This is a genomic window from Phaeospirillum tilakii, from assembly GCF_042683125.1.
Taxonomy (GTDB): Bacteria; Pseudomonadota; Alphaproteobacteria; order Rhodospirillales; family Magnetospirillaceae; genus Phaeospirillum; species Phaeospirillum tilakii.
In genome coordinates this window covers 11,121-34,528 of record NZ_JBHUIY010000041.1, presented here as the reverse complement: position 1 = coordinate 34,528, position 23,408 = coordinate 11,121, and the positions used below count along the sequence as shown (strand labels likewise).

General features: G+C 65.3%; 15 protein-coding genes, 1 tRNA gene and 1 pseudogene. 16 read left to right on the top strand and 1 reads right to left on the bottom strand.

What is annotated here, in order from left to right; genetic code table 11:
- Nucleotides 1–50 precede the first annotated feature (50 nt).
- The 9 genes and pseudogenes from ACFSNB_RS15955 (at nt 51) to ACFSNB_RS15915 (ending at nt 7,670) form a co-directional block, all read left to right on the top strand.
- Nucleotides 51–127, top strand: a tRNA-Met gene (locus tag ACFSNB_RS15955).
- Between the two features lie 622 nt (nt 128–749).
- Nucleotides 750–956, top strand: coding sequence for a hypothetical protein (locus ACFSNB_RS15950; RefSeq protein ID WP_377318353.1), 207 nt, complete (start codon nt 750–752; stop codon nt 954–956).
- The gene (locus ACFSNB_RS15945; RefSeq protein ID WP_377318351.1) at nt 946–1,671 is read left to right on the top strand and encodes a response regulator transcription factor; all 726 of its coding nucleotides are present in this window, start codon (nt 946–948) and stop codon (nt 1,669–1,671) included. Before ACFSNB_RS15950 ends, ACFSNB_RS15945 begins: the two co-directional genes overlap by 11 nt.
- Entirely contained in the window at nt 1,601–3,124 is a 1,524-nt protein-coding gene (locus ACFSNB_RS15940) for a sensor histidine kinase (RefSeq protein ID WP_377318349.1), read from the top strand. The genes ACFSNB_RS15945 and ACFSNB_RS15940 overlap by 71 nt, the downstream gene beginning before the upstream one ends.
- A gap of 177 nt (nt 3,125–3,301) precedes the next feature.
- Nucleotides 3,302–3,469: pseudogene (locus ACFSNB_RS15935) on the top strand (transcriptional regulator domain-containing protein); the annotation flags it as partial.
- Nucleotides 3,468–4,109 carry a DUF2285 domain-containing protein gene (locus ACFSNB_RS15930; protein ID WP_377318347.1) on the top strand — a complete coding sequence of 214 codons (642 nt, stop codon included), beginning with the start codon at nt 3,468–3,470 and terminating at the stop codon, nt 4,107–4,109. The pseudogene ACFSNB_RS15935 and the gene ACFSNB_RS15930, both read left to right, overlap by 2 nt.
- A gap of 106 nt (nt 4,110–4,215) precedes the next feature.
- A complete protein-coding gene (locus ACFSNB_RS15925; RefSeq protein WP_377318345.1) occupies nt 4,216–5,130 on the top strand; it encodes an ArdC family protein in 915 nt (304 codons plus the stop codon).
- On the top strand, nt 5,130–5,573 hold the full coding sequence (locus ACFSNB_RS15920) for a thermonuclease family protein (RefSeq protein ID WP_377318343.1): 444 nt from the start codon (nt 5,130–5,132) through the stop codon (nt 5,571–5,573). The genes ACFSNB_RS15925 and ACFSNB_RS15920 overlap by 1 nt, the downstream gene beginning before the upstream one ends.
- A gap of 90 nt (nt 5,574–5,663) precedes the next feature.
- The gene (locus tag ACFSNB_RS15915) at nt 5,664–7,670 is read left to right on the top strand and encodes a ParB/RepB/Spo0J family partition protein (protein ID WP_377318341.1); all 2,007 of its coding nucleotides are present in this window, start codon (nt 5,664–5,666) and stop codon (nt 7,668–7,670) included.
- Between the two features lie 76 nt (nt 7,671–7,746).
- Here ACFSNB_RS15915 and ACFSNB_RS15910 read toward each other — a convergent pair whose 3' ends face one another.
- Nucleotides 7,747–7,917, bottom strand: a complete 171-nt coding sequence (locus ACFSNB_RS15910) for a hypothetical protein (protein WP_377318339.1) — start codon at nt 7,915–7,917, stop codon at nt 7,747–7,749.
- 90 nt (nt 7,918–8,007) lie between these two features.
- Between ACFSNB_RS15910 and recD2 the strand changes: the two genes are divergently transcribed.
- From recD2 to ACFSNB_RS15875, 7 genes are all read left to right on the top strand, one after another.
- Nucleotides 8,008–10,191, top strand: coding sequence for an SF1B family DNA helicase RecD2 (gene recD2 / locus ACFSNB_RS15905; protein ID WP_377318337.1), 2,184 nt, complete (start codon nt 8,008–8,010; stop codon nt 10,189–10,191).
- A gap of 165 nt (nt 10,192–10,356) precedes the next feature.
- Nucleotides 10,357–14,610: a strawberry notch-like NTP hydrolase domain-containing protein gene (locus ACFSNB_RS15900; RefSeq protein ID WP_465264574.1), complete on the top strand. Its 4,254-nt coding sequence runs from the start codon at nt 10,357–10,359 to the stop codon at nt 14,608–14,610.
- Nucleotides 14,611–14,613: 3 nt separating this feature from the next.
- Nucleotides 14,614–15,624, top strand: a complete 1,011-nt coding sequence (locus ACFSNB_RS15895) for a DUF7146 domain-containing protein (protein WP_377318333.1) — start codon at nt 14,614–14,616, stop codon at nt 15,622–15,624.
- Between the two features lie 313 nt (nt 15,625–15,937).
- On the top strand, nt 15,938–16,891 hold the full coding sequence (locus ACFSNB_RS15890; protein ID WP_377318331.1) for a DUF2493 domain-containing protein: 954 nt from the start codon (nt 15,938–15,940) through the stop codon (nt 16,889–16,891).
- A 602-nt stretch (nt 16,892–17,493) separates the two neighbouring features.
- Nucleotides 17,494–19,557, top strand: a complete 2,064-nt coding sequence (locus ACFSNB_RS15885) for a tellurite resistance TerB family protein (RefSeq protein ID WP_377318329.1) — start codon at nt 17,494–17,496, stop codon at nt 19,555–19,557.
- Nucleotides 19,554–20,864, top strand: coding sequence for an ATP-binding protein (locus ACFSNB_RS15880; RefSeq protein ID WP_377318327.1), 1,311 nt, complete (start codon nt 19,554–19,556; stop codon nt 20,862–20,864). The genes ACFSNB_RS15885 and ACFSNB_RS15880 overlap by 4 nt, the downstream gene beginning before the upstream one ends.
- The gene (locus ACFSNB_RS15875) at nt 20,824–23,043 is read left to right on the top strand and encodes a DEAD/DEAH box helicase (RefSeq protein ID WP_377318325.1); all 2,220 of its coding nucleotides are present in this window, start codon (nt 20,824–20,826) and stop codon (nt 23,041–23,043) included. Before ACFSNB_RS15880 ends, ACFSNB_RS15875 begins: the two co-directional genes overlap by 41 nt.
- The last annotated feature ends 365 nt before the right edge of the window (nt 23,044–23,408 follow it).

Genomic DNA, 23,408 nt, shown 5'->3' with positions numbered 1-23,408 from the left:
CAAAAAAACCTATCACGATTACAATCCCCCTCGCCGCGCCAGCGCATTAACGCGGGGTGGAGCAGCCCGGTAGCTCGTCAGGCTCATAACCTGAAGGTCGTAGGTTCAAATCCTGCCCCCGCAACCACTTTTGTTATAACTCGCTCCAATGCGAGATCTGATCCAAACCCCCGCAGGCTAACCCCTTGCGGGGGTTTCGTTTTTGGCCATTGCCATTTTTCTCTCGAAGAATTTCTGGCGGCGCCGGCTCGGTACAGGATGATCCCGGGGGAAGCGGAGAGCAATCCAGCTTTCCGCAAAGGGGCACAGGCCCTGCCGCCGTTGCCGCTTTGATCGATCGTCCTGAGCTGGAGCAGGGGAGGGCGATGATCGCCTGAGCAAAAGAACGCGCGCTCGCCGAGGATCCGTGTTGATCGCTCCCTTTTGTGATCGAGTTAACAACCAATAGAGGCTTTTGCGGTGATTAATGTTCGTTGAATGAGATTGTACGGAGGCGCGCCATGTCCGGTAGAAGGCCTGGATATCTGATGGCGGTGATGATCTTGGGGATGCTTGGAGGCTGCGCCTCTCCTGCGGAGCCCCCGGCTTCATCGCCATTGCCACCATCGTCACCGTCCCCACCAGATATCTCCCCTTCCATTCCGCCACCACCGCCCCGTCCGGTACCGCCACCCCGGCGCCCGGTTTCTCGTCCTTCTGATCTTCCGCCGGACCAGATCCGATACCGGACCCCGGAGGAGGTCAGCGCGGTGCTTGGCCCGCCCACCGTCAGTTCGGTCCGGGGGATGGCGACGCTCTGGGAATATCACGGCAAGGACTGCCCGCTGTTCCTGTCATTTTATCCCGAGGTGCCCGGCAACAAACTGCGGCTGTTCGGGATCGAGACCGAGGGCGGGATTTCCCTGCCCGCCTGCCTGGGGCGGTGGCGGGATCGGGGACAGGATCATGGAAAATAGCCCCCGCATCGCCCTGGTCGATGACGACGCCCTGTTCCGGGAATCCCTCATCCTCAATCTGACCGCGGTCGGTTACGCGGTGCGGGGCTGGGAGGAGGGGGCGGCGTTTCTCGCCGCTTTGGGCAAACAAGAGCTTCCCGACCTGGTCCTGCTCGACTGGAAGATGCCCGGTCTCAATGGGATCGAGGTTCTGGCACGGCTCCGCGCTCTTCGTCCTGAACTCCCGGTGATCTTTCTGACCGTGCTGGGGGAGCAGGTCTTCGAGGAAGCCGCGCTCCTGGGCGGTGCGGTCGATTTCGTCGAGAAGTCGCGCGGCTTCACCATCCTGGAGCGGCGGATCCGGATCATTCTGGGGCGGGTGCCCGTGAGGGGTGTGGCCGGTGCTGACGACCGGATCGTGATCGGGGACCTGATCCTCGATAGCGAAAGCCGCCGCGCCTTCTGGCGGAATCAGCCCGTTGATCTCACCGTCACCGAATTCGCGATGGTCCTGGCTCTGGCCGGCAAGGCCGGACGCGATGTCGGCTTCCGACCAATATACGATGCCGGTCGAGGCAAGGGGTTCCATGCCGGCACCGGCCACGATGGTTACCGCGTCAACGTGCGGGCCGCCATCAAGCGCATCCGGGGCAAGTTCAGGGCGCTTGATCCGGACTTCGACCGGATCGTCGCCTATCCCGGCTTTGGCTACAGCTGGCGGGTGGACCATGGGTAAAGAGCTTGTCCGCTATTTTCGTTCGTTTGCGGTCAAGCTGATCGCGGCGTTCGTGATCTTTTCCATCGTCCCGGTCCTGCTGGTCCAGCGGTTCGACGCCGCCGAGCAGGAGCAGGGCGCGCTGTTGCTGCATCTGGCGCAGGAACAGGGACGCCTGGCTGGAGAAGCGCTGTTTCCGTTGCTCGACACCCTGACCCCGCGCGGGACACAGCGGATCGATTCGACGGCGCGTCGGTTGGCCGAAGGAGGGCTGTCGATCAAGGTGCTGTTCCGCCCGGCCGTCGCTTCCGGTTCTTTTCTCCTGGTCGCCTCGGCTCCCGAGGACGAGGGTGGGCAACACGGCACGATGAACCGTCTGCTTGCCAGCGGGGTGCTGGCACCGCTTGAGGCCAGTTGCACCGGCAGTCAGCCGTTGAGCCTGCGCCTCCCCGGTGCCGATGGCGAGGTTCTGACCTATCTCGCCCCCTATCCCCGTCCCGCCGGATGCTGGGTGGTGATCACCGCGCAGCCGTCCGGCCCTCTCGCCGAACGATTGCTCGGGCGCCCCTACTGGCGGGTGCCGGAGATCCAGGCCGCCGCCCTGATCTATGCGGTGATGGCGCTGCTGGTGCTGTCGATCTTCACCGACGCCTGGACCAATCTGCGTCGGTTTCGTGCGGTCGCCCGTGCCGTGGTCGCCGGGGAAAACCGTGGCAGTTTTGCCGAAGCTAACCGGGTGCCCGATCTGGCCGAGGTGGCGCGGGAGTTCGACACCATGGTGGCTACGCTGCGGCGGTCCGAAGCGCTGATCCGTCAGGCGGCGGAAGAAAACGCCCATGCCCTGAAGGCCCCGCTGGCGGTGATCGCCCAGGCAATCGAGCCGTTGCGCCGCGACCTGCCGGAGGACTCCGCTGGCCTGCGGCGCAGTGTCGAACTGATTTCTCTTTCGGTCGATCGGCTTGATGCCCTCGTGTCAACCGCACGCCGGATCGACGAGACCATCGCCAGTCTGGTTGATTGTCCCCGCCACCGAGTCGATCTTTCCGCTCTGCTTGTGGCGTTGGGAAAAGGCTTCGCCCATTTCGCCGAGGAGCGGGGCCTGCATCTTGACCTTCACATCGCCCACGGGTTGGTGGTGGTCGGCGGCGCGGAGCAGATCGAGATCATTGCCGAGAACCTGATCGACAACGCCTTCGATTTTTCCCCGCCAGGGGGGACGGTGACGTTGGAGGTCCGGCGATCCGGACCGATGGCCGAGATGATCCTGTCCGACCAGGGTCCAGGAATCCGGGATTTGGACATCAATCAGATTTTCGAGCGTTCGGTCTCACGCCGTCAGGACGGTGCGGAGCATGACGGTCTCGGCCTGTGGATCGTCCGCCGCAATGCCGAGGCTATGGGCGGTCGGGTCTGGGCCGCCAATCGACCCGATGGTGGGCTGATCGTCACGGTGGCCCTGCCCCTGGCGGAGTGAGCCGGTCCCCGGATTGTCACCGCCTTCTCACGCGCAGGCCCCCGCCGACAAGGTATTTCTATCGATGTTGGGGGCCGGTCTCGCCGCGTGATGGCGCGATCAGCCCCCCGGATCTTCCGATGATCGAGAGCCAAGACGATTGCGCGGCGACGCGCAACCGACCGGGGGGACTCCGTCATGACCGAAGAGGGCATCGGGACTATCGGGTGGGATTGGCGTGACCGGGCCCATTATCGCGACCTGCTCCACCTGGACCGGGCGGGATGGGCCTGGAAATGGCTGCGGCGCAATCCTGACTACATTGACCAAGTCGGCCGAACCCGAAAGCAGCCCGATCCGACGTATGCAGCAGGAGTCCCGGTTCTTTTATCCGACGGAGATGCATCTGGCTGGGGGCTGCATTTTTGCCGAGGCCGCCGCCACTCCCAGCGCCGATGCGCGGATATTCTGGCGGGCCGACTGGGATCCCTCGGTGGTGCTGGTCGAAGCGCGGCCGGTTTCGTCCGGGGATGCCGAGGCTTTCGATCTTCAGCGCTTTGCCGCCTGGGCCACCGTGCTCCGCTTGGCCGATGGGCGAGAATTGCTTCTCCTCAGCGATGGCGTTCGCCATCTCCAGCTCGAACTGATCGACGGCACGCTGCTGGCCGGGCCGGTTCGCCTGCATTACGCCCTGTCCGGGATCACCCAGATCGACGTGAAGACCCTGACCTTGCGCCGTCTGGTGGTGCTGTGCCGCCGGGGACGATTCCCAACCGGTCTGTTTCCGCCCGAGCCGCGCGCGCGCCGCTGGGCTCTGGCGTTGCAGGCCTACGACGGCCTGACCACCGGCGCCAGCCATCGCGAGATCGCAATGGCCTTGTTTGGCGACACCACCGTGCGAGAGGACTGGAACGGCCGGTCTCAATATTTGCGGCTGCGGGTCCGGCGGTTGATCCAAGTCGCGACCGCCCTGGTTCAGGGCGGCTATCGCGACCTGCTGGGATGAGCTGGGACGGGGCGCTGGGTCAAAGAGGGAGGGGCGAGTGGGGAATCCGCGATGGGTGTCGGGGCGGAGAGAGAGGCTTTCCGCCGGTCCGTCGAGGAGAACCGTGATGGCGTCTGATCGGACCAGCCTCTATGCCGAAATCACCAACCGGATCATCGCCGAGCTCGAAGCCGGCCGGCTGCCCTGGGTCCAGCCCTGGGGCCGCGCCGACGGCCCGGGCGATCTCGGCCTGCCCCGCAATGCCGCGACCGGCCGGCGCTATTCGGGGATCAACGTGCTGATTCTGTGGGGGGCGGTGTTCCGCCACGGCTTCTCCGGCCAGGGCTGGCTGACCTTCCGTCAGGCCCTCGCCCTGGGCGGGTCGGTGCGCAAGGGCGAGCACGGCACCACCGTGGTCTATGCCGACCGCTTCATCCCCGAGGAGGAACGTCGGCGCGTCGCGCGCGACGGCGGCGAGCCCGGGGCGATCCCGTTTCTCAAGCGCTTCACCGTGTTCAACAGCGACCAGTGCGACGGCCTGCCGGCGGATCTGGTCACCCCGCCGCCGCCGGTGCCGGAGGGGCTGATCCTGCCCCAGGCCGAGGAGTTGATCCGGGCCAGCGGTGCCGCCCTGCGTCTCGGCGGCGACCAGGCCTTCTACAGCCCGGGGCTCGATTACATCCAGGTGCCCCGGCCCGAATCCTATTTCGAGCCGATCAACTGGCACCGCACCGCGCTGCATGAGCTCGGCCATTGGACCGGTCATCCTGCCCGGCTCAACCGCAATCTGTCCGGCTCCTATGGCTCGAAGCTGTATGGCCAGGAGGAACTGGTGGCGGAAATGACCAGCGCCTTCACCTGCGCCAGCCTCGGCATCGTTCCCACCGTCCGCCATGCCGATTACATCGGCTCCTGGCTCGAGGTGCTGCGCGACGACGACCGCGCGATTATCCGCGCCGCCAGCGCCGCCTCGAAAGCGGCCGATTATCTGCTCGCCTTCCTGCCGGCGCGGCGGGGCGAGTCCGACAGCGAGGCGGCGTGATGGGCCCGTTTAGCCGCAACGGCATGGTCGGGATGGCGCTGCTGTTCGCGGCGATCGGCCTCACCCCCGAGCCCAAACCGGTCCTGTCCGGGCCGGCCCGGGTGATCGATGCCGCCACTCTGGTCGTCGCCGGCCGCACGGTGTGGCTCACCGGGCTCGACGCCCCCGAGCCCGGCCGGATCTGCGGGCGCAAAACCGGGCGTAACGAACCGTGCGGCCGGGGCGCGGCCGACGCCCTGCGCCAGCACATCGGCGATCGTCCGGTCGAATGCTGGGGGCGGTCCCCAGCAAAGGGGGAGGCACTGCTGGCGACCTGCCGGGTCGGTGGCAACGACCTCAATGCCTGGCTGGTCCGGCGGGGCTGGGCCCGGGCCTGCCGCGATGGTGTCGAGACGGCGGAGCGGCCGCGTTGGCTGGTTCCTTCCTGCCGGCGAAACCGCTGAGCCAGGGCAGAGGCAGAGGAGGGCAGGGGATTCGTGACGGGTTCGGAAGGCCGCGAGAGTTTCCCGGCCGGCCCGTCGCGGAGACCCGACATGACCCCAACCAAGCTCACCCTCAGCACGTCCCGCGACATTCCCTTCAACAAGCTGGTGCTGTCGCAGGCCAACGTCCGCCGGATCAAGGCCGGACTCTCGATCGAGCAGTTGGCGGAGGACATCGCCCGCCGCACCCTGCTGCAGAGCCTGACCGTCCGGCCGATCCTCGACGGCGACGGCAATGAGACCGGCCTGTACGATGTGCCGGTCGGCGGCCGCCGCTACCGCGCCCTTGAACTGCTGGTGAAGCAGAAGCGCCTCGCCCGCACTGCGCCGGTGCCCTGCGTCATCCGCACCGACGGTCTGGCGGCCGAGGATTCCCTGGCCGAGAATCTCGAGCGCGCCCCGCTGCATCCGCTCGACCAGTTCCGCGCCTTCCAGACCCTGCGCGAGGCCGGCCTCGGCGACGAGGACATTGCCGCCCGCTTCTTCGTCACTCCGGTGGTGGTCCGCCAGCGGCTGCGGCTGGTGACGGTGTCGCCCAAACTGCTCGACCTCTATGCCGAGGATCAGATCACCCTCGACCAGGTGATGGCCTTTTCCGTTACCTCCGACCATGCCCGTCAGGAGCAGGTGTGGGACAGTCTGGTCCGCGCCTATAACCGCGAGCCCTATTATATCCGCAAGCTGCTGACCGAGGGGACGGTGCGGGCCGCCGACAAGCGGGTCCGCTTCGTCGGCATCGAGGCCTATGAGGCCGCCGGCGGGGTGGTGCAGCGCGACCTGTTCGAGCCCGATGGCGGCGGCTGGCTGCAAGACCCGGCCCTGCTCGACCGGCTGGTGGCGGAGAAACTCGCCGCCGTGGCCGAAACCGTGCGGGCCGAGGGGTGGAAATGGATCGAGGGTGCCCCCGATTTCCCCTATGGCCATACCGCCCGGATGCGGCGGCTGATCGGTACTCCGATCCCGTTGACCGAGGCGGATCAGGCGGAGCGGGACCAGCTTCAGGCCGAGTATGACCGCCTGATCGAGGCCCATGCCGGGGCCGACGCGGTGCCGGAGGAGATTGAACGTCAGGTCGAGGAGATCGGCATTGCCCTGGCCGCGTTCGACGACCGGCCGCTGTCGTTCGATCCGGCCGAGATCCTCCGCGCCGGGGCGTTCGTCAGCATCGACGCCGATGGCGACCTGCGGGTCGATCGCGGCTATGTCCGGCCCGAGGACGAGCCGGTGACCGATCCCGTGCCGGTCGAGGCGGTCGCCACGATTCCGGTGGTGGAGCCCGGTATGCCGGTGGCCGAGCCTGGACCGGCCAACACCGAACCGCCGGAGGAAGACGAGGGGCTGAAGCCGCTGCCCGACCGTCTGGTCGCCGAGCTGACCGCGCACCGGACCCTGGCCCTGCGCGATGCCCTGGCCCGCGCTCCCGACGTCGCCTTCCTCGCCGTGCTGCATGTGCTGTGCCTGCAGGCCTTCTATCGCAGCGGTGCGGATTCCGCCCTCGACATCACCGCCCACAGCCCGGCTTTCACCGTCCAGCCGCCCGGTCTGGCCGACACCGCGCCGGCCAAGGCGATCGACGCCCGTCACCAGACCTGGCTCGGGCAGTTGCCGGCCGATCCCGCCGATCTGTGGGACACGCTGACCGGGTTCGACGGTGACAGCCAGGGGGCGTTGTTCGCTCATTGCGCCGCGCTGACCGTCAATGCGGTGCGCGAGCCCTGGACCCGGCGTGGCCGTGCCCTCGACCATGCCGACCGTCTCGCCCGGGCGGTGGAACTCGACATGGCGGCGGCGGGCTGGGTGCCGACCGTTGACACCTATCTCGGCCGGGTCACCAAGGCCCGCATCCTTGACGCGGTGCGCGAGGCCAAGGGCGCGGAGACCGCCCAGTTGATCGACCACCTGAGGAAACCGGACATGGCCCGCGAGGCCGAACGCCTGCTGGCTGGCACCGGCTGGTTGCCCGACATCCTGCGGGCTCCGGAGCCCGGCCCCGAGCCGGAACGCGCCCAGGAGCCGCCAGTCGATCTGCCTGATTATCTGACCCAGGCCGCCGAGTGACTCCATCGGTCGGGAGCCCGGCATCCGTGTCGGGCTCTTGATCGTCTTCCGTCCTTCAACCATGCTCTCCCCCGGATCATAACCAGAACGGGGCGCGTGGATGTTTTTCGGCCGCAGGGAAATCGTCAGCATCTGTGTCGGGGATCGGTTCGAAAAGCAAAGTCATCCCCGGACGCTCTGGCGGGTTGAGGCCGTGATCGACCGGCCTGATTTCCCCCGCCATGTCCGTCTCGTCAATGATGCCCATCGTCGCGTCGCGACTGTTGCCCAGTCGGTGCTGTCCGGTCCGGACTACCGGGTCGTTTCCGCCGACCGGTCGGTCTAGCGGTCATCCCTGGTGCAAGGGCCGACGGAGGAAAAAGAGCAACTGGCCGGGCTGGTCGAGCGGGTTACCTTTCACAGCCCCGAGACCGGGTTCTGCGTGATCCGGGTCAAAGCCCGGGGCCAGCGCGATCTGGTCACCGTGATTGGCTCGGCCGCCTCGGTCCAGCCCGGTGAATATGTTCACGCCATCGGCCGCTGGGATAATCACCGCGACCACGGCCTGCAGTTCAAGGCGACCTTTCTCAAGGTGATGCCGCCGACCTCGCTTGACGGGATCGAGCGCTATCTCGGCTCGGGGATGATCAAGGGGATCGGCCCGGTTTACGCCAAAAAGCTGGTCAAGGCGTTCGGCGAGGCGGTGTTCGACGTGATCGAGCGGGAGCCGGATCGGCTGCGTCAGGTCGATGGGATCGGCCCGGTGCGGGCGAAACGGATCGTTGCCGGCTGGGCCGACCAGAAGGCCATTCGCGAGATCATGCTGTTCCTGCAGGCACACGGCGTCAGCACCGCCCGTGCCGTGCGGATCTACAAGACCTATGGCACCGATGCCGTCGCCCGGGTCAGTGAGAATCCCTATCGGCTGGCCCGTGATATCCGGGGCATCGGGTTCCGGACCGCCGATGTGATCGCCGAGAAGCTGGGGATCGAGAAAACTTCGATGATCCGCGCCCGGGCCGGGTTGTCCTATGCCCTGATGGAGGCGGTGAGCGACGGCCATTGCGCCTTGCCCGAAGACGATCTGCTGACCCTGGCCGAACAGTTGCTCGAAATTCCCCGCCCCCTGCTGGTCGAGGCGCTCGGATTGGAATTGGCCGATGACATCGTCACCGCCGATAGCATCGGCGAGCGGCGCTGTATCTTCCTTCCCTATCTCTGGCATGCCGAGCAGACGATTGCCGCCCGGTTGCGCGCTCTGGCCTCGGTGTCCATGCCCTGGCCGGACATTGATCCGGACAAGGCGATCCCCTGGGTCGAGGGCAAGCTCGGCGTCACCCTGGCCGACAGTCAGCGCGCCGCCATTGCCGTGGCGCTGGACTCGAAGGTGATGGTGATCACCGGTGGACCCGGCGTCGGCAAAACCACCCTGGTCAACTCGATCCTGCGCATCCTTGCCGCCAAGGGTGGTTCGGTGGCGCTGGCCGCGCCGACCGGCCGCGCCGCCAAACGATTGTCCGAGAGCACTGGCCTGGAGGCGAAAACCATCCATCGTCTGCTCGAGTTCGGTCCCGTCACGGGCGGCTTCAAGCGGTCGGAAGAGATGCCGCTGGCCTGCGATCTGCTGGTGGTCGACGAGACCTCGATGGTCGATGTGCCGATGATGGCGGCGTTGCTGCGGGCGGTGCCGGATCGGGCCGCGCTCATAATCGTCGGGGATGTCGATCAATTGCCCTCGGTCGGTCCCGGTCAGGTGCTGGCCGATATCATTGCTTCCGGACTGGTGCCGGTGGCCCGGCTCACCGAAATCTTCCGGCAGGCCGCCGCCAGCCGGATCATCACCAACGCCCACCGGGTCAACCGGGGCGAGATGCCGGATCTGGTTCCGCCGCGGGAGGGCGAGACCGACTTCTATTTCGTGCCCGCCGCCGAGCCGGAGGATGCCATTCCCAAGATCATCGAGGTGGTGCGCAACCGGATTCCCCGCCGCTTCGGCTTCGATCCGGTCCGCGATGTCCAGGTGCTGTGCCCGATGCAGCGTGGCGGCACCGGGGCCCGCTCGCTCAATGTCGAACTCCAGAAAGCCCTCAACCCCGGTCAATTCGATCAGCCGGCGGTCGAACGGTTCGGCTACACCTATCGGGTCGGCGACAAGGTGATGCAGACCGAGAACGACTATGAGAAGGAGGTGTTCAACGGCGATATCGGCTTCGTCACCGCCCTCGATCCTGATGCCAACGAGCTGACCATCGATTTCGACGGCCGTCCGGTGGTCTATGCCTTCGGCGAACTGGACGAGGTGGCGCTGTGTTACGCCACCACCATTCACAAGTCGCAGGGCTCGGAATATCCCTGCGTCGTGATCCCGGTGATGACCCAGCATTACATGATGCTGGAGCGCAATCTGCTCTACACCGGCATCACCCGGGGCCGTCGTCTCGTCATCCTGGTCGGGCAGCGCAAGGCCATCGGCATGGCGGTGCGGGGCGCCAAGGACCGCCGCCGCTGGTCGAAACTGCGGGACCGGCTTACCCGGACCTGACCGGACCCAAAGGAAGAGGGGGGCCGGGACGGGCGTGAGCCGGTCCGGGACCAGAGAGAGCGTTCCGGCGGCGGTTCCCCCTCCCGCTCTCCTGGATGTCCCGCCATGAGTCCGATGCCCGCGCTTGCGGCCGCTCCGGCTGCCGCGTCCTCTTCCGCCTCCTTCTTGATCTCTGCCGCCCGCGCTCTGCTGCTCCATCTGGAACGGGGGCAAAGCCTCGACACCGTCGCCCTGCGCGCGGCGATGGTTTCTGCCTGTGGCGGGTCCGATGCCGAAGGCGTCTGGACCTGGAAGGAGGCTTACGAGGCCGGCGAGGCGGCACAGGTTCTGTTCCTGCGGAAGTTCGGCCCAACGATGCGGACCGCGTCGCCGCACCGCTTCCTGTCGATGCTCGACCGTGTCGCGGCTCTGCTGCCCTCGCAGACCCGGCGTTCGCCCGAATCCCAGGCCCTGCAGCAATTTTCGACCCCGATCCCACTCGGTTCGGTCGTCGCCCTCGCCGCCGGGATCGGCCCGTCCGATCTGGTGTTGGAGCCCTCCGCCGGGACCGGCCTGCTGGCGATCTTCGCCGAACTGGCCGGGGCGTCGCTGCTCCTCAATGAGCGTGCCGACCTCCGCGCCGGGATCCTGGCCGAGTTGTTTCCCCGGGCCGGCCTGACCCGGTTCGACGCGGCACGGATCGATGACCATCTCGATCCCGCCCTCCGCCCGACCGTGGTGCTGATGAACTCGCCTTTTTCCACCGAAATCCTGGTCGAGCGGCGGAGAGCCGAAGCCGGGTTGCGCCATCTCACCTCGGCCTTGGCCCGCCTTGCCCCCGGCGGGCGGCTGGTGGCGATCACCGGGGCTGGCCTGTCGCCGGAATCCTCAACCTGGCATGACGGATTCGTTCGTCTTCAGACTCAGGGCCGGGTGGTGTTCACCGCCGCCCTGGCCGCCGGGGCGTTCTCCCGTCACGGCACCGGGGTTGAGACCCGGCTGACCGTGATCGACCGTCTGCCCGCCGAGGATCCGACCTTGTTCCCTCCCTCGGCCGGGGTTGCCGAGGATGTCCCGACTTTGCTCGATTGGGTTCTCCAGCAGGTGCCCTCCCGGCCGGCTCTTTCGCCCCCGTTGCCGATTTTACGTCCGACCCGGTCGATTCCGGTGAGGCTCCCCCTGTCGCGCCCGGCGCCATCGGTTGCGGTTACCGCGGTAGCGCCCCCTTCATCCGCGACTGAACTGACGTTCGAGCCCTGCGATTGGGCGCCCGAGACGGTGGGACGGATCACCGACGCCCTTTATGAGCCCTATTGCTTGCAATCGATCCGCATTCCTGGAGCCCGGCCGCATCCGACCCGGCTGGTGCAATCGGCGGCGATGGCCTCGGTCGCGCCGCCCAAGCCATCCTACCGTCCGCATCTGCCACCGGCGCTGGTTGCCGCCGGGCTGTTGTCCGATGCCCAACTCGAGAGCGTGATCGCCGCTGGCGAGGCCCATGCCGGTTTTCTTGCCGGCAGATGGATCGTCGACGAAAGCGGGGACCGGCTTACCGCCGCCCCGGAGGGGGCCGAAGACGGCGTGCATTTCCGGCGTGGCTGGTTCCTCGGGGACGGGACCGGCGCGGGCAAAGGGCGGCAGGTCGCCGGCATCCTGCTCGACAACTGGCTGAAGGGCCGCCGCAAGGCGGTCTGGATCAGCAAGTCGGACAAGCTGATCGAGGATGCCCGGCGCGACTGGTCGGCGCTCGGCCAGGAACGGCTGCTGATCACCCCGCTGGCGCGCTTCCGCCAGGGCAGCCCGATCAGTCTGACCGAGGGGATTCTGTTCACCACCTACGCCACCCTGCGCTCGGCCGAGCGCGAGGCCAAAGCGGCGCGGGTGCAGCAGATCGTCGACTGGCTCGGTCCTGATTTCGATGGCGTGATCGTTTTCGACGAAGCCCACGCGATGGCCAATGCCGGCGGCGGCCTGTCCGAGCGTGGCGAGGTCGCCCCCTCGCAGCAGGGCCGCGCCGGCCTGCGTCTGCAGCACGCGCTGCCCCGGGCCCGGGTGCTGTACGTCTCCGCTACCGGAGCGACCACCGTGCAGAATCTGGCTTACGCCCAGCGGCTCGGCCTGTGGGGCGGGGTCGATTTTCCCTTCGCCACCCGGGCCGAATTCGTCCAGGCGATCGAGGCCGGCGGCGTCGCCGCGATGGAGGTGCTGGCCCGCGACCTCAAGGCGCTCGGCCTCTATGCCGCCCGCTCGTTGTCCTATGAAGGGGTCGCGTATGATCTGCTCGAGCACCGCCTGACCCCGGAGCAGGTGCGGATCTATGACGCCTATGCCGGGGCGTTCCAGATCATCCACAGCAACCTGACCGCCGCGCTCGAGGCGTCGAGCATCACCGGTTGCGGCGGCACCCTCAATCCCGCCGCCAGATCCGCCGCCCGTTCGGCCTTCGAGGCGTCGAAGCAGCGTTTCTTCAACCATCTGATCACGGCGATGAAAACGCCGACGCTGCTGGCGGCGATCGAGCGCGACCTTGCCGCCGGTCATTCCGTCCTGGTCCAGATCGTCTCGACCGGCGAGGCCCTGATGGAGCGCCGTCTCGCCGAAATCCCCGCCGGGGAGTGGGGCGATCTGTCGATCGACATCACCCCGCGCGAATATGTGCTCGATTACCTGGCCCATTCCTTCCCGACCCAGTTGTACGAGCCCTACACCGATGGCGACGGCACCCTCTGCTCCCGGCCGGTGGTCCGGGACGGCCAGCCGGTGCAGTGCCGCGAGGCGGTCGAGCGACGCGACCGGCTGATCGAGCATCTTGCCGCTTTGGCTCCGGTGCCGGGGGCGCTCGATCAGATCGTCCAGCATTTCGGCGCCGCGCGGGTGGCGGAAGTCACCGGACGGGCGCGCCGCGTCGTCCGGGTGGGGGAGCGGCTGACGGTCGAAACCCGCGCAGCCTCGGCCAATCTCGCCGAGGCCCAGGCCTTCATGGATGATGAGAAGCCGATCCTGGTGTTCTCCGAGGCCGGCGGCACCGGACGCTCCTATCATGCCGATCTCGGCGTTCGGAATCAGCGGCTGCGGGTGCATTATCTGCTTGAGGCCGGCTGGAAGGCCGATGCCGCGATCCAGGGGCTCGGGCGCTCCAACCGCACCAATCAGGCCCAGCCGCCGCTGTTCCGCCCGGTCGCGACCAACGTCAAGGCGGAGAAGCGCTTCCTCTCGACCATCGCCCGCCGGCTCGACAGCCTCGGCGCGATCACCCGGGGCCAGCGCCAGACCGGCGGCCAGGGGCTGTTCCGCGCGGATGACAATCTCGAATCCGTCCATGCCCGGGCGGCGTTGCGCCAACTCTACGCCATGCTGTTTGCCGGCACGGTCGCCGGCTGCTCGCTGCAACAGTTCGAGGACGCCACCGGTCTCGATCTGACCGATCAGGACGGCTCGCTGCGCGAGGATCTGCCGCCGATCACCACCTTTCTCAACCGCCTGCTGGCCCTGCCGATCGCCCTGCAGAACAGCCTGTTCGGGGTGTTCGAGGACCTGCTGACCGCGCGGATCGAAGGCGCGATCGCCTCGGGCAGCTACGAGTCCGGTGTCGAAACGCTGGTCGCCGACAGCCTGACCATCACCGACCGGCGCACCGTTTACACTCATCCCGGCAGCGGCGCCGAAACCCGGGTCTTCACCATCGCCCGGCGTGATCGCAACCGGCCGATCGGGCTCGACGACGCCCTGGAGCGCGCCGACGACCCGCGCGCCCAACTGCTGGTCAATCGCCAGTCCGGCCGTGCCGCGCTCCAATTGCCGGCACCCGGTCTGATGCTGGAAACCGGCGCGATCGAGCGCCGGGTGCGGCTGCTCCGGCCGATGGAGCGGAGTACCCTGGCCGTCGCGGCGCTGGAGCGCAGCCATTGGCAGCCGGCCGACCGCGACGCTTTCGCGGCGGCGTGGCGTGCCGAACTGGCCGAACTGCCCGAGTTTACCGACAGCCGGTTTTCGATCGTCACCGGTCTGTTGCTGCCGATCTGGCGGCGGCTGCCCGACGAGAGCCCCCGGGTTTATCGCTTGCAGACCGATGACGGCGAACGGGTGATCGGGCGGGTGGTTTCCGCTGCCGGTCTGGCCGACCTGTACCGTGCCCTCGGGACAGACGCGGGACCACTCCTGTCCGCCGACCAAGCCTGGGCGGCGTTGCTGTCGGGCGATTCGAGCCTGCATCTGGCCGATGGGCTGGCGCTCCGCCGCGCCACGGTGATGGGTCTGCCCCGCGCCGAGCTGTGCGGTTTCACCGAAGGCATGGTCGACCGCCTGAAGGCGATGGGGCTGATCGCCGAGATCATCTCCTGGCGGCTGCGGCTGTTCATTCCGACGGGCGAGGATGGGGCGACAATCCTGGCCGTGTTGCTGCGGCGCCATCCCCTGGTGCGGATCGAGGCGAGGAGATGAGCCATGGTCACGTCCGCGCACGATCTGGCCCGCTCGCTCGCCGAACGGGCCGAGGCGGTTTGCCGTGTCTATCTGTTCCGGGGTCGTCGCCAGGGGGCATGGTGGTGCGTCGGCAACGTCCTCAACCACCCAGGGCGCAGCCTTTATGTCCGTCTGACCGGCGATCGGGCTGGGAAATGGACCGACGCATCGACCGGCGAGCACGGCGATTTGCTCGATCTGATCGCCCTCAACCGGGGCCTCGATCCCGTGTCCGCCCGCGACGAGGCCCGCGTCTTTCTCGCTCTGCCGCAGGTTTTCTCGCGTCATCAGCCGGTGGCCTCGGGATCATCCGATGCGGCGCGGCGGCTGTTTCGCCAGGGGCAGCCGGTGGCCGGCACCCTGGCCGAGGCCTATCTGCGGGCGCGCGGCATCACCGGCCGGCTCGATCTGCCTGCCCTGCGCTTCCACCCGGCGCTGTGGTACCGTCCCCATCCCGACGCCCCCCGCCAGAGCTGGCCGGCGTTGCTCGCCGCCGTCACCGATGGCGTCGGCCGGATCACCGGGTTGCAGCGGACTTGGCTCGACCGCGACCGGGCGGCCAAAGCCCCGCTCGCCACCCCGCGCCGGGCGCTCGGTCATCTGCTCGGCAACGCGGTCCACTTCGGTCCCGTCGCCGATCTGCTGGCGGCGGGGGAGGGAATCGAAACCATGCTGGCGGTGCGCTCGGCTCTGCCCACCCTCCCGGTCGTCGCCGCTCTGTCCGCCAACCACCTCGCCGCCTTCGCTTTCCCGCCCGGGTTGGTCCGCCTGTATGTCGCCCGCGACAACGATCCCGCCGGTCGCAAGGCGGTGGCGCGGCTGATCGCGCGCGGGGCCGCCCAGGGGCTCGAGGTCCGGCCGTTGTTGCCGTGGGGCGAGGATTTCAACGCCGATCTGCTGCGCTTCGGCCCCGATTGGCTCCGTGCGCATCTGGCCGGGCAACTCGTCCCGGAGGATGAGCGGCGGCTCATTGATCATCGGTCGCGGGGCTGATCGGGGACGTGTGTCCGGTGTCCGGGCCGGTCCAATCCGGAAAGGGGGGCGGTCGTGGGCTTCCCGATACGGCTGGAGCCGCAACCCACGGCCTTCCCGTGCGGGGGATCTGCCAGGGCGCGGACCGGGCGCGCAAGGAGCGCCCCGCTTGCTTTCTTCCCCGGCCTGCGGCCTCCTCGCGCAGCAAGAAAGCGCGGGCCGCTCCTCCTCCGCCGTTGGCTTCGGCCCTGCGGGTGCGCCCCCGGTTCCAGCCCTGGCCGGCGATCCCCGTGAAGGCCGCGATGGGCGCGGTCCCAGCGACGAGGAGCCCGCCATGATCCCCACCTCCCTCCCGTTTCTTGACCCCGAAACCGAACCGGAAGCTCACGCCCAATCCGCCACCGCCAGCCTGCTCGACGAATTGACCCTCTACGGCTATCGCCCCGGTCAGGACGAGCCCGATCCCCGCCCGCTGCCCGAGCCCGAGATGGTGCGGGGCGAACTCGCCGGTATCGTCGATGCCCTTGCCGCCCTGCTGGCCGACACCAGACTCGAGGACGATCTCGCCGACCTGCTGTGGTCCTTCGCCGCGCTCTTCCACCGCAAGATCGACCGGCTCGAACGCGATCTCGACGCCAACGAACAGGCGCAGAACCGCTCCCGGCTGGAACAGAACGGCTCGGAGGTGCGCTCGGTCGAACTGGAGCGGCTGATCGAACAGGGCCTCGGTCTGATCGAGCGCCGCAACGCCTTCGAGTTCTTCCGCGACACCGCCGCCGAGCGCTACGAAGCGGTCACCGGTTCTTCCTGGCGGCCGCGCATCGGCTCGATGGTCAACCATCGCGCCCTCACCGCCGCGGTGATCGACAGCCGGGAGTTTATCGCCGCCCGCCACCGCGCCGACACCCAGCTGCTGTTGCCTCCGGGGGCCCGGATCGCCTTCACCGGCGGGCCCGAGTGCAACGACCATCGCCGCATCTGGGACGTGCTCGACCGCGTCCGGGCCAAGCATCCCGACATGGTGCTGCTGCACGGCGGCAGTCCAAAAGGCGCCGAGCGGATCGCCGCCTGCTGGGCCGACTCGCGCAAGGTGGCGCAGGTGGTGTTCAAGCCGGACTGGACCCGGCACAAGAACGCCGCCCCTTTCAAGCGCAACGACCAGATGATCGAGGTGCTGCCGATCGGCCTGATCGCCTTCCCCGGCTCCGGCATCAGCGACAATCTCGTCGACAAGGCCCGCAAGATCGGCATCCCGGTGTGGAAATTCGGCTCCGAGGGCGGCGCGTAAGCGCCGCTTTGGGGCGGGGTCTCGGGCCAAAGGTATTATTGGTAGAAGGGCATCCTTTTGAGGGATAACCTCTACCTGAGGGCAGGGAATGGGGGGCTCTGTTCAGTTCGTGTTGGATGCAATGTGATGGATCATAAATTGCCAAAGCCCATTCTTTTTTGAAATATTAGTCTGAAAAGCGCTGATTAAGCGCGGAGGTTTATAAAAAACGCGATTTATATTCAAAATATAAAAAATTATTTTCTTTTTTGTTTTTAAAATTTAATAGCCTAACCTTTAGGCTGAATTTTGATCAGCGTGACGGTTTTTGTTTTTTTGAAATATTTAGCATTAAAAGCTCGCTTTTTTATTCGTTGTCGGCGTAAGGCCTGCTTTGGGCTTGATTGGGGAAAATTTTTTTGGGGGGGGTGATGGCGGTAGGATTCTGGCTGGGCCTTGTGAAGCTTTTTTCCCGGATCCGGTCCAATGGAACCGATAAAAAAAAGGCGGAAACATCGATACGGAAAGCGCCTGAACCTCACCAGCCGACCTTAATCCGATCCCGTGTCCCAACACGCCAAATAGATCATCCATCCAGCGGAGGGGGAGCTAAGGACCGCCCCATGCGGTGGATTCCGGCCGGGCAGTCGTATGATGTTGCCGGTTTTACCATTCCGGATGGCCTGCTCTATGTTGGCAAGCCGGTCGGTTCCACCTGGAATGCGCCCAAATGCGTGATTGATCCGGCGCTGCCGGTGGCGCGGACCAACCCTGATCTTTCCGGCCAGTTCATGAGTTACTGGCCATCCTACTCGACCATTTCACCCGAATCCCGATTAGCCTATCTGCTCTGGCTGGCGGGTGGACGGAAGGATCCAAACGCCAATATCGGCTATGTCTTTCTTTATTTTTATGGGCTCGAACGACGGCTTCTTTATGACCGGACATCATCAGAAGTTGAGCTTGTCGTCGCAGAAGTTAGTCGTCTGCAGCAAATTTATAGCGGCAATAATTCGTTCCGACGCTACAGCGCTGACTTTCTTGAGGCCGTCGATCTGCTGCAGAACCCCAAAATTGATGACAAGCCACAGATCAGTGCGGAGCCGGTCTTCGGGCTGTCGCCTCGCCTTCTGATCGGGCTGGGGGCTCGGGTCAACGACGGAACCCCGTTGGACGCCGATTGGCTGTTGGCTTGGCTGTTGGCTCATCCTGAAACCCGTCTCCGCACACCGGCTCGCCGAGCGTTCGAAGAGTTTCGCCGCTTGTTCACAGTTCGCTTCGCTGCGGCCTACCCTTCGGGTTTGAAGGTCAAACCGCCGAAAGGGCGGATCGGCAAGATCCCCTACCGGGCGAGTTCCGGTGATTTCACGGCCGAACTGGGAGGCGCGTTCGAGGCATGGCCGAACGTTTCGACTCTGACCGGGCCGATCAACAAGGCCATGGCCATCGCAGAATCCTGTATGTCCGATCTGGAAGCTTTCAGCCGCCTGCTGGGCAAAGAGGCGGACTCTCGGCAGAGTCTGCGCGCCAGACTATTGTTGCCGGTCGAACTTCTGGCCGATGCCAAAGGTGAGGTAGCCGCCGTTCGCGACTGGCTGGGGTCATTGCAGATGCCTGTGCCAGTAACCGAACTGCTCTCTCGCCTGGGGCTTGCTCTTGCCGAAGGGAAATTGGGCAAAGCGACGGCGCGCCAGATGGCCGAGTCGCTCGAGCGGCTGGGCTACGGCGTCGAGCCTGACGTCCGCTTCGGAGGGAGGACGGCGAAACCGGGTGAGCCTGTGGTGGTTTTTCCCTTGCCTGGGGGGCGATCGCCGCAAGCGATGCCGGGGGAGGCTTATTCTGTTGCGGCACTGGTTCTGTCTTTGTCCGCTTTGGTTATCCATGCGGACAAGGTCGTGACAGCCGAGGAGGAGCGTTATTTGCTGGCCCAGGCTGAGAGCACTACCCATCTGGCCCCGATCGAGCGGGCACGGCTGGAAGCCCTGGCCCGTTGGCTGCTGGCGGTGCCCCCGTCTATGGCCCAGTTAAAGCCTCGGTTAGTGAGGGCGTCGGAACAGCAACGCCTAGACCTTGCCCGTTTCGCGATCGCCGTTGCCGGTGCAGATGGCCATGTGGCGGTGGAAGAGGTCAAATTGCTGGAACGGATTTACACTGTCCTTGAATTGGAGCCGAGCCGGTTGTTCAGCGACCTTCATGCCCTTGAGGTGCAGGCGGACGAGCCGGTCGTGGTTCGCTCCGCCGGGGCGGTCCCGATCGGACGGACGATTCCGCGCCCGACAGAGACGGATGTCGACGCCACCCAGCCGGTGGTTCTCGATATGGCGCGGATCGAACGCATCCGGTCCGACACTGCCAAAGTATCGTCTTTGCTTTCCGACATTTTTGTCGAGGAGGTCGGGTCGATTGTTCTGGCGGCTTCTGATAAGGATGCGGCGGATGACGCGAGTGTTTTCGACGGCCTCGATCGGCGCCACGAGGCTCTGCTGCGCGAGTTGATCTCCCGTAGCTCATGGCCCCGGTCCGAGTTCGAGGGGCTGTGTCGTCAGATGGAGCTGATGCCTGACGGAGCGTTGGAAAACCTCAACGAATGGTCATTCACCCGCTTCGATGAAGCGTTCATTGAGGACGACGATCCTATCACCATCAACCTGTCTCTCCTTGAAACCGCGAGTGCAGCGCAACCATGAACCAGCCCATCAAAACAAAGGATCGCGACGCCATCATTCAGGCGCTCAACGCCGGTGTGGTGCCCAGGCTTGGGCTTCGCCACATCCAGGTCGGCCGGGCTCGTGAGGTTGAGGCCTTGGTCAAGGACGTCGAGCGTATCGCCGACACCGGTGCGGCCATCCGGGTGGTGGTCGGCGAATACGGAGCCGGTAAGACCTTCTTTCTCAATCTGGTCCGATTGATCGCCCTTGAAAAAGGGTTGGTGGTGGTCAATGCCGATCTCGGCCCCGACCGCCGTCTTCACGCCACTGGGGGGCAGGCCCGCTCGCTCTATGGCGAGTTGATGCGTAATCTCTCCACGAGGACCAGGTCCGACGGCGGGGCCCTGCCCAGCGTCGTCGAGCGCTTCATCAGCAAGTCACATGACGACGCAACGGCCTCAGGCCGGAGGGTAGTGGACGTCCTTCGTGAGCGGCTCGCACCTTTGGAGGAGCAGGTTTCTGGCTATGATTTCGCCGCTGTGATCATCGCCTATTGGCATGCGTCCGAAGCAGGAGACGAGGAGACGAAATCGGCGGCGCTTCGTTGGTTGAGGGGAGAATGGGCCACTCGCACCGACGCCCGCAACGCCCTGGGAGTGGTGCGGACCATCATCGACGACGCCGCCATCTACGACTACCTTAAGCTGATAGCGCAGTTCGTCAGGTTATCCGGCTACAAAGGCGTCCTGGTGGTGCTGGACGAGATGGTCAACCTTTACAAGCTTCAGAATTCCCAGGCGCGTAACGCCAATTACGAACAGATTCTGCGCATCTTCAACGACGTACTTCAGGGGTCGGCCTGTGGGCTGGGATTTGTCATGGGCGGCACACCGGAATTCCTGATGGATACGCGTCGCGGGCTCTACAGTTATCAGGCATTGCAGTCGCGGCTGGCTGAGAACGCCTTTGCCCGGAATGGTCTGATCGACCTGTCGGGACCGGTTGTACGGCTGCAATCCCTTACGCCAGAGGATCTGTATATCTTGTTGGCTAACATCAGGAATGTGTTCGCCGGGGGCGACCCGGCCCGGCACCTTGTCCCCGATGAGGCGATGTCTGCCTTCATGCAGCATTGCTCGCAGCGGATCGGCGACGCCTATTTCCGGACGCCGCGCAATACCGTCAAAGCCTTCGTCAACCTGCTCTCGGTTCTGGAGCAGAATCCAGGAGCCACCTGGGGGGCCTTGCTGGGAAGTGTCGATGTGGTCGCCGACCAGGCCGAACCCGATCAGGGGGCTCTTGCCGATGATGGAGACGACGACGAGCTCTCATCCTTCAGACTCTGATTCGGCAGCCTTCGATCGGTTGCATCCTTCCGTTCGCCGTTGGATCTGGGAACAGCAATGGACGGAGTTGCGCGATATCCAGGAGGCCGCCATCCCGATTCTTCTGGACGGCGACCGGGATCTCCTGATCAGCGCCGCGACGGCGGGGGGGAAAACCGAGGCTGCGTTTCTCCCCATCGTCTCGGCCATCGCCGAGGATGAAGAGTCTGGAATCCAGGCACTGTATGTCAGTCCGTTGAAGGCCCTGATCAATGATCAGTTCCGCCGTTTGGAGCGTCTGTGCGAGATCACCGAGATCCCGGTGACCCCCTGGCACGGTGACGTTTCTGCCGCGGTTAAGCGGAGGGTCCGGGAGCGGCCGGCGGGGATCGTACTGATCACCCCGGAATCGCTCGAAGCGTTGTTCGTCCGCCGGGGGGCTGACATGCCCCGCCTGTTCGCCGCGCTGCGTTATGTGGTGATCGATGAACTTCACGCCTTCATCGGAACCGAGCGTGGCGTGCAGATGCAATCGCTGCTGGCCCGGCTTGAGGTGGCTCTGGACCGGCGGGTGGTTCGTGTCGGACTGTCGGCGACGTTGGGCGACCTCGGTCTTGCGGCCGAGTGTTTGCGTCCCGGCGCTGGAGGGGCGGTGGTGCGCCTGGAGAGCAAGGCGGACAACCGTGAACTTCGGGTCCAAGTGCGCGGCTATATTTCGCGTATTCCATTTCAAAATGAAGGCAATGAACCCGCCAGCGCCCGCCACGATATCGCCGCTCATATGTTCTCTAAGCTTCGCGGTAGCCATAATTTGATATTTACTGGGTCGCGGCAATATGTTGAGCTTTATGCTGATGCTCTGCGTTCTTTGTGCGAGGGGCAGTGCCTGCCCAACGAGTTTTTTCCTCACCATGGCAGCCTGTCCAAGGATCTGCGCGAAACGGTCGAGACCCGATTGAAAGACGGTGCGATGCCAACGTCGGTGGTCTGCACGACAACGCTTGAACTTGGCATCGACATCGGTGACGTCGAGAGCGTCGCCCAAATCGGTGCGCCGCGCTCCATCGCGGCCTTGCGCCAGCGCCTCGGACGTTCCGGTCGTCGGCCGGGCAAGCCTGCGGTGCTCCGTCTCTATATCGAGGAACCCGAGCTTACCGCCCGCAGCCATCCCCTCGATATGCTGCGGCTGAAGACAGTGCAGACGGTGGCGGCGCTCCGGCTGCTGATTGATGGTTGGTGCGAGCCGCCCACGCCGTTGGCCCTTCACCTGTCCACGCTCGCCCATCAGGTTCTGTCCGTGATCGCGCAGCACGGCGGCATCAAAGCCGCTCATGCCTACGCCATCCTCTGTCAGGCGGGACCGTTCCGCAAGGTTAACAAGTCCCTCTTCGCCGATCTGCTCCGTAGCCTGGGATGTCCAGAGCGCGGATTGATCGAGCAATCTCCCGATGGCCTGCTGATGCTGGGCAAGGCCGGGGAGCGACTTGTCGAACATTACAGCTTCTATTCGGTCTTCGAAACCCCGGAGGAGTTCCGGGTAATGTCTGGCAGCCGGCAGTTGGGCGTCTTACCTGTCGATTCGCCTTTGGCTCCGGAAATGATGATCATCTTCGCCGGGCGGCGCTGGGTGGTCCTGGCGGTCCATGCCGCCGACAAGGTCCTCGAGGTCGCGCCTGCTCCGGGCGGTATCCCGCCACATTTCGCCGGAGGAGAGGCCGGTCTTCTGCACGACCGACTGGTTGCCGAGATTTTCCAGGTCTATGCCAGTTCGGATGTTCCCCCGTTTCTCGATGCTAACGGTCGCGCCCTTTTGGCAGAAGGGAGGGCTGCTTGGCGTGATTGGGCCCTTGATCGTGTTCGGATGATCCCGCACGGCAATTCCACCCTGTTGTTCCCTTGGGTGGGAACCATCAAACGCGACAGCCTAGCTCTGGCGCTACGTGCCCGAGGCTTCAAGGCGGCAGCCTGGGACGTCGTCATCGAGGTGACGGCATCGCCAGAGAGCATCCGCAGTGCCCTTCAAGATCTCGCCCGAATGTCGCCGCCGAATCCCATCGCCTTGGCGCGTGCGGTCGAAACCAAGCAGGTCGAGAAGTACGACTGTTATCTTGACGAGCCGCTTCTCTGCATGGCCTGGGCGGCGAACCGGATCGATGCCGATGCCGTTCCACAAATTGCAGGAGGGATTTTTAGTGAATAAAATTTTTATTGTGTAGATAATTTTGACGCATTCAAAATGCGGAATAGGATGGGTGTTTTAATTTTTTCGTTTTTTATTAAAAATTAATTCTCCAAACTTGCCAAAATTCCCTATTTTTCCTCCGGCGTACAGGGCGCGGTTCGCCCATAAAAATGATGGCGTTCGCGCGGGGAGTCCCCGCGCGCCGGGCTTTCGTAAACCGAGCCGCCTTGGGGCGTCTCGTCCCTTCGGGCTTCAATCCCTGACGCAGAAACAGCCTGCTGGTGGCCAAAGCTGGACGGTATTTCCATCTTCTCATCCGGCCGTGATTTCGATCGAGGTGTCGAGTCCAGACTGATCCGCCACGCCGATTCGCGGGGGATGAT

What these genes read in the sequence shown, in the direction of transcription:
- ACFSNB_RS15880 (WP_377318327.1), top strand. Translation starts at nt 19,554, where the DNA reads ATGAACCAGCCCATCAAAACAAAGGATCGCGACGCCATCATTCAGGCG.
- ACFSNB_RS15910 (WP_377318339.1), bottom strand. Translation starts at nt 7,917, where the DNA reads ATGGGCATCATTGACGAGACGGACATGGCGGGGGAAATCAGGCCGGTC.
- ACFSNB_RS15925 (WP_377318345.1), top strand. Translation starts at nt 4,216, where the DNA reads ATGGCGTCTGATCGGACCAGCCTCTATGCCGAAATCACCAACCGGATC.
- ACFSNB_RS15885 (WP_377318329.1), top strand. Translation starts at nt 17,494, where the DNA reads ATGCGGTGGATTCCGGCCGGGCAGTCGTATGATGTTGCCGGTTTTACC.
- ACFSNB_RS15920 (WP_377318343.1), top strand. Translation starts at nt 5,130, where the DNA reads ATGGGCCCGTTTAGCCGCAACGGCATGGTCGGGATGGCGCTGCTGTTC.
- ACFSNB_RS15945 (WP_377318351.1), top strand. Translation starts at nt 946, where the DNA reads ATGGAAAATAGCCCCCGCATCGCCCTGGTCGATGACGACGCCCTGTTC.
- ACFSNB_RS15890 (WP_377318331.1), top strand. Translation starts at nt 15,938, where the DNA reads ATGATCCCCACCTCCCTCCCGTTTCTTGACCCCGAAACCGAACCGGAA.
- ACFSNB_RS15915 (WP_377318341.1), top strand. Translation starts at nt 5,664, where the DNA reads ATGACCCCAACCAAGCTCACCCTCAGCACGTCCCGCGACATTCCCTTC.
- ACFSNB_RS15930 (WP_377318347.1), top strand. Translation starts at nt 3,468, where the DNA reads ATGCAGCAGGAGTCCCGGTTCTTTTATCCGACGGAGATGCATCTGGCT.
- ACFSNB_RS15895 (WP_377318333.1), top strand. Translation starts at nt 14,614, where the DNA reads ATGGTCACGTCCGCGCACGATCTGGCCCGCTCGCTCGCCGAACGGGCC.
- ACFSNB_RS15875 (WP_377318325.1), top strand. Translation starts at nt 20,824, where the DNA reads ATGATGGAGACGACGACGAGCTCTCATCCTTCAGACTCTGATTCGGCA.